The organism is Bacillus sp. X1(2014), from assembly GCF_007678255.1.
The window spans coordinates 1-12135 of record NZ_VEED01000041.1 but is presented as its reverse complement, the minus strand read 5'-3'; the positions used below and the strand labels follow the sequence as shown (position 1 = coordinate 12135).

Genomic DNA, 12135 nt, shown 5'->3' with positions numbered 1-12135 from the left:
TGAGCCAGGATCAAACTCTCCAAGAAAGTTGATTAGCTCATTTGTTACGTTGGCTTAGTTTCTTAAAAAGAAACTAAGATTTATTGTTTGTTTGCACGATTTTGTTTGTTTAGTTTTCAAAGAACAATTTCTCTATCGCCCGTAAGCGACTTAATAAATATATCATCTGTAAAAATAAAAGTCAACGATTTTTCTATTCTTTTTTACTATAAGTATCTTTAAAATATTTTATTCTGATAACATTATCTCCACCCACCAGAGAATAATAAAAAAAAGGGAACACACCTAGTGTGCCCCCATCCAAATTTATTCTTCATCCTCTGTAGTTACCACATCAGAATGTTCTTCCACCGCATCAGTAGAATCAGTATCAAGGATTTCTTCTTCCTCTTCTTTTTCTACCTTAGCGACTGTAGCTACAAATTCATCTTCACTTTCTTTCATGCTTATAAGTTTCACACCTTGAGTGTTTCGGCCCATCTTGGAAATACCGCCAACATCCATCCGGATAAGCACACCGCCAGTAGTAATCAGCATGAGGTCTTCTTCACCCGTAACCGCACGCATCGAAACAAGGTCGCCGTTTTTCTCGGTCACATGGCAGGTTTTGATCCCTTTACCGCCTCTGCCTTGAATACGGTATTCAGATGCAGTGGTCCGTTTTCCATAACCATTTTTGGTTACAATAAGGACATCATTGGTTTCCTCTAAAACTTCCATTCCGACTACTTCATCGTCACTATCCAAAGAAATACCTTTCACACCGGTGGCAGTTCTTCCCATAGATCGTACATCAGTTTCTGGGAAGCGAATCAACATACCCTTTTTGGTGCCAATAATAATATCCTTGCTGCCATCCGTCAAACGGACACTGATTAATTCATCGCCTTCACGCAAACTCAAGGCAATTAAGCCATTGTTGCGGATATGGGCAAACGATGTTAATGGAGAGCGCTTTGAGATTCCTTCTTTGGTTGTAAAGAATAGGAACCAATCATCCGCAAATTCCTCCACCGGAATAATCGCATTAACCCATTCTCCTTTTTCAATACCAAGGAGGTTAATAATCGGAATTCCTTTAGCCGTACGGCTGTATTCAGGTATTTCATAACCTTTAGAACGATATACCTTACCCTTGTTAGTAAAGAATAAGATGGTATCGTGTGTGGATGTGGTTATTAAATGTTCAACAAAATCATCTTCATTTGTTCCCATTCCTTGGATTCCACGGCCGCCACGTCTTTGGGCACGGTAAGTGGAAACTGGAAGTCTCTTAATATAACCATTATGAGTCAAGGAAATGACGATATTTTCTTGAGGAATTAGATCCTCATCCTCAATGTTTTCTATTCCGCCTGAAACAATTTCTGTGCGGCGTTTGTCATTGAAGCGCTCTTTGATTTCCAACAATTCTTCGCGGATAATTTCAAGTACTTTTTCATCATCAGCCAATATTGCTTTTAATTCAGCAATCAACTTTACAAGGCTTTGATATTCTTCCTCAATCTTCTCTCTCTCTAAACCTGTTAAACGCTGTAATCGCATATCAAGGATCGCTTGAGCTTGCTTTTCAGAAAGGTTAAAGGTAGTCATCAAGCCTTCTCGAGCAATTTCGGTCGTTTGTGAGCTGCGAATTAAATTAATTACTTCATCCAGGTGATCTAACGCAATCCTTAAACCCTCTAAAATATGTGCACGTGCTTCCGCTTTACGCAGTTCAAACTCGGTTCTCCGGCGGATCACCACATTTTGATGGTCCAGGTAATGCACTAAGCATTGTTTAAGTGTCAACACCTTTGGTTGTCCATTCACTAGAGCAAGTGTGTTAATTCCAAAACTAGTTTGTAGTGCTGTATGTTTATATAAATTATTTAAAAGGACGTTGGCATTCGCATCTTTACGAACCTCAATAACAATCCGCATACCATTTCGGTCGGATTCATCTCTCAAATCAGTGATGCCTTCAATTTTTTTATCACGGGCTAATTCAGCAATTTTTTCAACTAATCTTGCTTTATTCACTTGATATGGTAATTCATTAACGATGATAACTTCTTTACCATTTGCTTTTTGTTCAATGACTACCTTAGCACGAACCGTAATGGACCCTCTGCCTGTTTCATAGGCTTTACGAATACCGCTCCGGCCGATGATCATACCGCCGGTAGGAAAGTCTGGACCAGGAATTATTTCCATAAGCTCTTGTGTAGTAATTTCAGGGTCACGACTAATCGCTAAAACTCCATCGATTACTTCTCCAAGTTGGTGCGGCGGGATATTGGTTGCCATCCCGACCGCGATTCCTGTTGTCCCGTTAACTAAAAGGTTAGGGAATCGAGCTGGTAGAACAACCGGCTCTCTTTCCTCCCCATCATAGTTATCTTGATAATCAATCGTATCCTTGTTTATATCTCGCAATAACTCCATTGAGATTTTCGACATTCTTGATTCTGTATAACGCATCGCAGCTGCAGAGTCACCATCGACAGAACCGAAGTTTCCATGTCCATCAACAAGCATATAACGGTAGTTGAAGTCCTGCGCCATCCGAACCATTGTTTCATACACAGCAGAGTCACCATGTGGATGATATTTACCGATTACATCCCCAACAATACGAGCTGACTTTTTATAAGGTTTGTCTGAATGCATTCCAAGATCATGCATAGCATACAGAATACGGCGATGAACTGGTTTCAATCCATCCCGAACATCTGGAAGGGCCCGTGAAACGATAACGCTCATTGCATAGTCAAGAAAGGAAGCTTTCATTTCCTTACTAATATTAATCTCTGTTACTTGAGAATTTGGTGTATCAGCCATACTTGTTACCTCCTTTCACCTTTGCTTTATATATCTAAATTCTTCACGTATTGGGCATTCGCCTCTATGAAATTACGACGTGGTTCTACCTTTTCACCCATTAACATATCAAAGGTTTCATCCGCTTCAATCGCATCTTCAAGGCTAACCTGAAGCATACTTCTTCTAGCAGGATCCATCGTTGTTTCCCATAATTGTTCAGGATTCATCTCGCCTAATCCTTTGTATCGCTGAATATTTGGTTTTGGTGCAGCTGGCAGCACCGCAAAGATCTTTTCAAGTTCTTTATCATTGTAGGCATACTCAATTCGTTTACCTTGCTGCACTTTATAGAGTGGCGGCTGGGCAATATAAACATAACCTGCTTCTAAGATTTTCCTCATAAAACGATAAAAGAACGTTAGAAGAAGCGTTCGAATATGAGCACCATCAACATCCGCATCCGTCATAATGACGATTTTATGATAACGTGCTTTAGAAATATCAAAATCTTCACCGATTCCTGTTCCAATCGCAGTAATCATTGCTCTAACCTCATTGTTAGAAAGGATTCGATCTAAACGGGCTTTCTCCACATTAAGAATTTTCCCGCGCAGTGGCAGAATCGCTTGGAAGTGACGATCACGGCCTTGCTTTGCTGACCCGCCAGCGGAGTCACCCTCAACAATATACATTTCACTTTCAGAAGGATCCTTTGAAGAGCAGTCAGCTAATTTTCCAGGTAAACTAGAAACCTCCAAAGCACTTTTTCGACGGGTCAGTTCTCTAGCTTTCTTTGCCGCAAGCCTTGCACGCGCAGCCATTAGGCCTTTTTCAACTATTTTTTTGGCCACTGCTGGATTTTCAAGCATAAATTTGTCAAAGGTACTTGCAAAAACGGCATCAGTGATGGCTCTTACTTCAGAATTCCCTAACTTTGTCTTGGTTTGTCCTTCAAATTGTGGATCTGGATGTTTAATGGAAACGATCGCTGTAATTCCTTCACGTACATCTTCCCCAGAAAGATTGGTATCATTGTCCTTAATTAAGCCGTTTTTCCGCGCATAATCATTGATAACCCTTGTTAAAGCTGTTTTAAAACCAGATTCATGCGTTCCGCCTTCGTACGTATGAATGTTATTGGCGAAAGAGTAAATATTCTCTGTATAGCCGTCATTATATTGGAGTGCGACTTCAACACTAATTCCATCGCGTTCTCCCTCCATGTAAATTGGTTCTTCATGAATCACTTCTTTTGTACGGTTTAAATGCTCTACATATGATTTAATACCGCCTTCATAGTGATATTCATTCCGTTTATTCTCAACACGCTTATCTTCTATTGTAATTTTTATTCCCCTGTTAAGGAATGCAAGTTCACGAAGACGAGTAGCAAGAATGTCATATTCATAGACCAATGTTTCCGTGAAAATCTCACCATCTGGTTTGAAATGAGTAATCGTACCCGTTTGGTCAGTTGTACCAATTACCTCTAATTCAGAAACAACAGCGCCTCGTTCAAATTTAATGCGGTGGATTTTTCCATCACGGTGGACATAAACCTCAAGTTCAGTAGATAAGGCATTAACTACGGATGCACCTACACCATGTAGTCCTCCAGAAACTTTATAGCCTCCGCCGCCAAATTTACCACCTGCATGAAGAACAGTCATAATAACTTCAACAGCAGGTCTGCCCATCTTTTCTTGAATATCAACTGGAATCCCGCGGCCATTATCTTTAACTGTAATACTATTATCTTCCTCAATGATGACATTGATTTCATTACAGAAACCTGCCAATGCCTCGTCAATACTATTATCTACAATTTCCCAAACAAGATGATGAAGCCCTTTACCGCTTGTTGAACCAATGTACATCCCTGGTCTTTTTCGAACAGCTTCAAGTCCTTCAAGAACCTGTATTTGCTCCGCACCATATGCTTGTTCCACAGCCTTTTGTTCCAAAGTCATGCTTGTTCACCTGCACCTTCTGACAAAAATATATCTATATAATCATTATAAAACATGTAATAAACTTCAAAATTCATGTATAGTCATTTGATTTGAACGTTTCTTTAAAGTACCAGAAGAAATCGGGGATAAGTAAACATTGTCATTTGTGACAATGACTGATTTAAAGGGGTTTTTAGATAGATTAATTACCTTTTCCTTTCGAGACTTGAGGAATTCTTCAACGAGCGGCGAGTTGTTAACACTCTCTTTATCCAAGATAGAAATAATATCCCTTGCTCTAATATTAATATCTTCCCCGATATGGATATACATGGTTCACCTCAATTAACTTTCTTCATCCTTCCGGCTTCAACGATAAATGTTGATGCTTCCTTTAGTGTTTGATGATCTATTCCCTCAACACTTGTGGTTGTCACAAAGGTCTGTACCTTCCCTTGGATCGTATTAAGCAAATGAGACTGCCGGTAATCATCTAATTCCGATAAAACATCGTCTAAAAGTAAAATTGGATATTCTCCAATCTCAGCATAAATTAATTCAATTTCAGCAAGTTTCAAGGATAATGCCGTGGTTCGCTGCTGACCTTGTGAACCAAAGGTTTGCACATCTCTGCCATTCACAGTAAAAATAAGGTCATCCCGATGGGGACCAAAAAGGCTTGTTCCCCGCTCAATTTCTCTCGTTCTAACCTTGCTGAATTTTTCTTCAAAGCATGCTATCATCTTCGACAAATCTTGCTCTTCTAATACCTCTACAGACGGTTTATAGGTAATTTCGAGTGTTTCCAGGCCTCTCGATATTCCTTGATGAATCGGTTTGGCCCAATTTTGCAGGAGACGCAGGAATTCAAACCTTTTTGTGACAATTTTCACAGCCATCCCGATAAATTGTTCCGTTAAGATCTCCAGCATCGTTTGATCAGTCTGTTTTTTTATCTGCAGCATTTTCAGATAATGATTGCGCTGCTGAAGTATTTTTTGATATTGACTCATATCATGTAAATAAATTGGCGAAACTTGTCCAATTTCCATATCAATAAAACGCCTGCGGACTTGCGGGCTGCCTTTTACTAAGTTAAGGTCCTCAGGAGCAAACATAACCACATTCATATTCCCCACATATTGACTTAATTTCCGCTGTTCAATATGGTTGGACTTTGCCTTTTTACCTTTTTTTGAAATAATTAATTGCAAAGGCAATGAACCATGTTGCTTTTGAACCCTACCCTCTATTTTAGCATAATCTTGGTCCCAGCGAATAAGTTCTTTATCATTGGAAGTACGATGTGATTTGGCCATTGCTAAAACATAAATGGATTCCATCACATTTGTCTTCCCTTGGGCATTTTCACCTAAAATAACATTTACTTTATTTTCAAATTCTACGAACAACTCTTCATAATTTCGATAATTGGTGAGCGCTAATTTTTCAATATACATTAGGAAACATCCTTTAGCTGGGCTATTCAATAAATTACTTTGTAATTTACTCAATAAATTACTTCTTAATTTACTCGGTAATGACAAACTCTCCAAAGCCAGGAATCCTGATTTTGTCACCGGAGCGCAGCTTTCTTCCTCTTCTTTGATCTTGTTCACCGTTAATAAATATTTCATGTTCGCTTAAAAACCATTTTGCCATGCCGCCAGTTTGTATTACATCAGCCAGTTTTAAGAATTGACCTAAGGTAATAAATTCTGTATCAAGCTTAATTTTTTCAGGCAAATCGTCACCCTCGTTTCTAAAATGGTCTCAATACTTTATTTTACTAAAAAATCGACAGAGTTACAAAGAAAACTAAAAGAAAGCCACCATAGTTTGGTGGCATGGAGTTTTAAGTATATAAAATTAGTATGTTCGGACTGGTAAGATTAATTGTAAAATCGTTTCGTCATGAAGCGGGCGAATAACGAAAGGACGCATAGCGCCAGTAAAGCTCACCCTGATATCTGTCCCTTCAAGCGCTTTTAGGGCATCCATCATATATTTTGCACTAAAGGAAATCTTTAATTCTTCTCCATCAATCGCTTCACTTTGAATCTCTTCGACAACTTTCCCCACCTCTGGAGTGTTTGAAGAAATTTCAATGAGTCCACCTTCAATTGTCGAAAGTTTGACCACATTATTCCTTCCTTCTCTTGCTAATAAAGACGCACGATCGATTGCATGTAAAAATTCCTTTGTATTAACCGTCACATCCGTTTTGCTTTCACTTGGGATCAGTCTCGATGTATCTGGATAATTTCCTTCTAACAATCTTGAGAAAAATAACAAGTGCTTCGCTTTAAACAAAATTTGATTTTCAGTGATAACAATATCAATCAGTTCATTACTATCATCAATAATTTTACTAAGTTCATTTAAGCTTTTTCCTGGAATAACGACATTATAATTTTCGTTATTTGGCGTTTCAATCTTCGCTTTCCTTAGGGCAAGACGGTGGCTATCTGTTGCAATACAGTTTAACTCCCCATTTTCGACACGCCAGTTTACACCTGTCAAGATGGGGCGTGTTTCTGAGGTGGACACTGCAAAATGTGTTTGTCTGATCATCGCTTTTAATAAATCGGTGGCAATATGAAATTTATTATTTTCTTCTATTTGTGGCAGGTGAGGATATTCTTCTGCATCAAGACCGACTAAGTTAAATTCAGATTTCCCTGAGCGAATGACTGTTTGAAGAGAGCCTAGTACTTCAATTTCTACTGAATCAGTCGGCAGCTTTTTGACGATTTCACTAAAGACTTTCGCTTGAAGTACAATCGCTCCTGCTTGTTTGACTTCAATTATTTCTTCACCAGCATCTTCTTTAGGAATGAAAGATTCAATCGAAATATCTGAATCACTTCCTGTAAGGGTAACACCTTCAGCCGTCGCTGTAATTTTAATTCCCGTTAAGATAGGGATGGTGGTTCTTGATGTAACAGCCTTCATAACATCTTGAACACTCTGAACTAATCGATCTCTTTGGATGATAAATTTCATCGAATGTAATCCTCCGTTTTAAGCATATTTTTGTTATTAAAAACATAATATATTTTTTTAAAAAAAGAGTAGAAGTACTAGTAGGGCCTGTTAGTATGTGGATAACTCATTATTTCAACGGAAACACAGCCTATCCACATGTGGACAGACTGTGTGTAAATACCAAGAAGTTATGCACATAATTCAGTCGTGTTTTAGACCTTTAAAAGTTCATGAAGTTCTTTCATTTGTCTTTGCAGCTGGGCATCGGATTGAAGAAGTTTAGAAATCTTTTCGTGCGCATGAATGACTGTCGTATGATCACGCCCGCCAAACTCTTCTCCTATTTTCGGCAAAGAATAATCCGTTAATTCACGAGATAAGTACATCGCAATTTGTCTAGGAAATGCGAGCGACTTTGTCCGTTTTTTTGCCTTGAAGTCTTCCAATTTAATACTAAAGAGTTCCCCAACCGTCTTCTGAATATCCAAGATGGTGATCACTTTAGGCTTTGAACTAGGAATGATGTCCTTTAAAGCTTCTGCTGCCAGATCGGCATTGATATCCTTATTGATTAAAGAAGAGTAGGCTACCACGCGGATTAGCGCACCCTCAAGCTCACGAATGTTGGAGTCAATTTGATTGGCAATATAGAGCATGACTTCGTTCGGAATATCCAGACCTTCTGCCTTTGCTTTTTTTCTAAGGATGGCAATCCTTGTTTCTAAATCAGGAGGCGTAATATCCGTTATCAAACCCCATTCAAATCGGGACCTGAGCCTGTCCTCTAATGTCGGAATTTCTCTTGGCGGCCGGTCGCTAGAGATGATAATTTGTTTACTTTCCTCATGAAGTGCATTAAACGTATGAAAAAATTCTTCCTGGGTTGATTCTTTTCCAGCTAAGAATTGAATATCATCTATAAGTAAAATGTCAACATTTCGATATTTATTGCGGAAATTCTCCGCTTTATTGTCACGAATCGAGTTAATAAATTCATTCGTAAATTTTTCGGATGATAAATAAACGACTTTTGCTGCCGGGTTATGATCTAAAACATAATGGCCAATAGCATGCATTAAGTGCGTTTTTCCTAATCCCACTCCTCCATAGATAAAGAGGGGATTGTATGCTTTTGCAGGTGCTTCAGCTACGGCGAGCGATGCGGCATGGGCAAACCGGTTGCCTGAGCCAATGACAAATGTATCGAAGGTATACTTTTGATTCAAAATACCTTGAGGAAATTCCCCATGGTCATCGTCCTTTTTTACCTTTTTGGGGGGTAATTGGACATCATTATCTGCATCTTTTTGATTTTGCGGAATTATAAATTTAACAGCAAGCTCTTCGCCAGTAATTTCATATAGTATTCCGGCGATTAACTGCGAATAACGTTCTTCCAGCCAATCACGAGCAAATTCATTGGGCGCCGTAATGATCAACAAATCACCTTGAAGGGAATGGGCCTTGGTGGACTTAAGCCAGGTGTCAAAGCTTGGTTTGCTAATCTTTTTCTCTATATTAGCCAATGCAGCATGCCAAAGATCTGCAATATTTTCCAAATAATATCCCTCCTTTAGTACGCAGTCCTAAATTGGCGATTGCGCTTTTCTTTATACCGTCAGTACAACCTATTAATTTATAAATATACGAATCAGTGAATGTGGATAATAAATAATAAGGAAGTAAAGTGGAGTTTCGACAATATCCACCTCTTGTGGACAACTTTCTACAGTACCCTAGGATAAACTATCCACATGATATCCACAATTTGTGGATAACGTATATGTGTGGATAAAGTTATTCAGAGTGAAAACACAAATATAATATCAAATAATTGCTTAAGGCGCAATGCCTTTTCGTAGTTTATCCACAACGATAACAATATGTGCACAGTATTTGTCCACAAGTAGATGTTTTGTGCAAAACCTGTCAATATCTTGTGTGGATAGCTAAAATAATGTCGAAAAAATATCCACAAGGAAATGATGACTTATTAAAACAGCTAACTTGTACAAAATTAGCGATGATCGAACGTGTTCATATAAGAATATAATCTCTGGAAATTAGCTAATTCATGTTCGATAAAATTTGGTAATGGGAACAATATTAGAGAATGGTTGACAATTTAATGGTGAGGTTATTATAATGAGTAAGACTGTCACTTAACTTGATAGCATCCTTTAGGGAGGTGTCATATAATGAAAAGAACATATCAACCAAATAAACGTAAGCACAGTAAAGTTCACGGTTTCCGTAGTCGTATGAGCTCAGCTAATGGCCGTAAGGTTCTAGCTCGTCGTCGTCTAAAGGGAAGAAAAGTATTATCAGCATAGACCACTGAAAAGTCAGTGGTCTTTTTTCTAATCCGACTGAGGGTGTTTTTATGAAAAAAGAGCTACGTATTAAAAAGAATAAAGAGTTTCAAGCAGCATTCCAAAAGGGGCAGTCTTTTGCCAATCGGCAGTTTGTTGTTTATTCCTTACCAAAAGAGGGACAAGATCATTTTCGGATCGGCTTGTCTGTGAGTAAGAAGATTGGAAATGCTGTAACGAGGAATCGGATCAAACGTTATGTCAGGCAATCAATCTTTGAGTTAAACGAGCAGCTGGTAATAGGAAATGATTATGTCATTATTGCCAGGAAACCAGCAGCTGAAATGGACTTTTTTGAAGTAAAAAAAAGTTTGACCCATGTTCTAAAAGTCGGAAAGGTTTTAAAAAAGTGATAGTAAAGACACAAATGCGAAGGAATTTGCCTGAAAATTTGCATCATATTGAAGACAATTCCTTTGCGTAAATGATAAAATACCTTTGAAAAACGTAAAAAAATAATACATAGAGTGGTTTGACTATCTTTATTGTAAGGAGGAAACTTTGGTTGAAAAGAAGAATATTACTAGTAGTCGGCTTACTTTCTATTTTTATTTTGCTGACAGGATGTAGTGAAATAAAACAGCCGATTACTTCGGAGAGTACAGGTTTTTGGAATGAGTACATTGTTTATCCATTATCCTGGTTGATTAAAGAAGGAGCACTTATTCTTGGGGGAAGTTTTGGGTTATCGATTATTGTTGTAACGATCCTCATCCGACTTGCCATCTTGCCGCTTATGATTAAGCAGACAAGAAGTTCGAAAGCGATGCAAGCCTTGCAGCCAGAAATGAAAGCACTTCGTGAAAAATATAGCTCTAAAGATCAAAAAACGCAGCAAAAATTGCAACAGGAAACGATGGCCCTATTTTCGAAACATGGAGTCAATCCAATGGCCGGCTGTTTTCCATTAATCGTGCAAATGCCAATTTTAATTGGTTTTTACCATGCAATCTCACGTACGAGAGAAATTGCTTCAGATAATTTCCTCTGGTTTGACCTAGGAGATAAAGATCCATACTATATTTTGCCAATTGTTGCAGGTATTACTACCTTTATTCAGCAAAAATTGATGATGGCTGGCCAAGAGCATAACCCACAAATGGCGATGATGCTTTGGATGATGCCGATTATGATTGTTGTTTTTGCCTTTAATTTCCCTGCTGCACTTTCCTTGTATTGGGTAGTCGGAAATATTTTTATGATTGTGCAAACGTACTTTATTAAAGGACCGGATCTGAAAACGGCGAAGGCATCCGGTAATGCGGGAGGAGCAAAAAAGTGAAACAGGTGACTGCTACAGGACAAACTGTCGAAGAAGCAGTAAAATCAGCTTTAGCTCAATTACAAATCAGCAAAGACCGCACAGATATTGATATTCTTGATGAAGGTAAAAAGGGAATCTTTGGGATATTTGGATCACGTCCGGCAGTGGTAAAAGTTACAGTTATCATTGATCCCATTGAGGAAGCGAAAAAGTTTTTAACTGAGGTAAGTGAGCAAATGGGGGCCCCTGCTGAAATAGAAATTAAGCGAGAGGGAAAACATGTTCATTTTATCATGACCGGAGAAAAGATTGCATTGTTAATTGGAAAAAGAGGGCAAACACTAAATTCGCTTCAATATTTAACACAATTAGTCCTCAATCGTTTCTCCAATCAGTATTTAACCGTGATTCTTGATGCGGAAGATTACCGGAAAAGAAGGAATGAGACCCTTGTTCAATTAGCTCATCGACTTGCCGGAAAAGCTCTGAAGTCAGGAAAAGATGTAACCTTAGAACCAATGCCTTCTTATGAGCGTAAAGTTATTCATGCTGCATTATCTGATAACAAACGTGTGAAGACATTTTCTGATGGATCGGAACCACATCGTTTTATCGTGATTTCTCCAGCGAAAAGATAATATAATAAGTCATTAAAACATCCTATCGAATGATAGGGTGTTTCAGATTGTCGACAAAAGGGGTTCGGAATGTTTACATTCCGAACCCCTTTTGACTTTTTCACTGTTTTTCCACC

General features: G+C 38.5%; 11 protein-coding genes. 4 read left to right on the top strand and 7 right to left on the bottom strand.

Annotated elements, in window-relative coordinates:
- Nucleotides 1-306 precede the first annotated feature (306 nt).
- From gyrA to dnaA, 7 genes are all read right to left on the bottom strand, one after another.
- Nucleotides 307-2823, bottom strand: coding sequence for a DNA gyrase subunit A (gene gyrA, locus FS608_RS29450; protein WP_144556094.1), 2517 nt, complete (start codon nt 2821-2823; stop codon nt 307-309).
- Nucleotides 2824-2849: 26 nt separating this feature from the next.
- Nucleotides 2850-4775, bottom strand: coding sequence for a DNA topoisomerase (ATP-hydrolyzing) subunit B (gene gyrB / locus FS608_RS29445; RefSeq protein WP_395947845.1), 1926 nt, complete (start codon nt 4773-4775; stop codon nt 2850-2852).
- Nucleotides 4776-4841: 66 nt separating this feature from the next.
- Complete coding sequence (gene remB / locus FS608_RS29440) at nt 4842-5090, bottom strand: extracellular matrix regulator RemB (RefSeq protein ID WP_098577003.1); 249 nt, start codon at nt 5088-5090, stop codon at nt 4842-4844.
- 8 nt (nt 5091-5098) lie between these two features.
- Nucleotides 5099-6217: a DNA replication/repair protein RecF gene (recF, locus tag FS608_RS29435; protein ID WP_144556092.1), complete on the bottom strand. Its 1119-nt coding sequence runs from the start codon at nt 6215-6217 to the stop codon at nt 5099-5101.
- Nucleotides 6218-6287: 70 nt separating this feature from the next.
- A complete protein-coding gene (gene yaaA, locus FS608_RS29430) occupies nt 6288-6503 on the bottom strand; it encodes a S4 domain-containing protein YaaA (RefSeq protein ID WP_098577009.1) in 216 nt (71 codons plus the stop codon).
- 123 nt (nt 6504-6626) lie between these two features.
- Nucleotides 6627-7763: a DNA polymerase III subunit beta gene (gene dnaN, locus FS608_RS29425; protein ID WP_144556091.1), complete on the bottom strand. Its 1137-nt coding sequence runs from the start codon at nt 7761-7763 to the stop codon at nt 6627-6629.
- Nucleotides 7764-7957: 194 nt separating this feature from the next.
- Nucleotides 7958-9304, bottom strand: coding sequence for a chromosomal replication initiator protein DnaA (dnaA, locus tag FS608_RS29420; RefSeq protein WP_144556089.1), 1347 nt, complete (start codon nt 9302-9304; stop codon nt 7958-7960).
- 639 nt (nt 9305-9943) lie between these two features.
- Between dnaA and rpmH the strand changes: the two genes are divergently transcribed.
- From rpmH to jag, 4 genes are all read left to right on the top strand, one after another.
- Entirely contained in the window at nt 9944-10078 is a 135-nt protein-coding gene (gene rpmH / locus FS608_RS29415) for a 50S ribosomal protein L34 (protein WP_007084526.1), read from the top strand.
- A gap of 50 nt (nt 10079-10128) precedes the next feature.
- Nucleotides 10129-10470 (top strand): ribonuclease P protein component, encoded by a 342-nt coding sequence (rnpA, locus tag FS608_RS29410; RefSeq protein ID WP_144556087.1) that lies wholly within the window; start codon nt 10129-10131, stop codon nt 10468-10470.
- Nucleotides 10471-10622: 152 nt separating this feature from the next.
- On the top strand, nt 10623-11399 hold the full coding sequence (gene spoIIIJ / locus FS608_RS29405) for a YidC family membrane integrase SpoIIIJ (protein WP_144556085.1): 777 nt from the start codon (nt 10623-10625) through the stop codon (nt 11397-11399).
- Entirely contained in the window at nt 11396-12019 is a 624-nt protein-coding gene (jag, locus tag FS608_RS29400; RefSeq protein ID WP_144556083.1) for an RNA-binding cell elongation regulator Jag/EloR, read from the top strand. The genes spoIIIJ and jag overlap by 4 nt, the downstream gene beginning before the upstream one ends.
- Nucleotides 12020-12135: the final 116 nt, after the last annotated feature.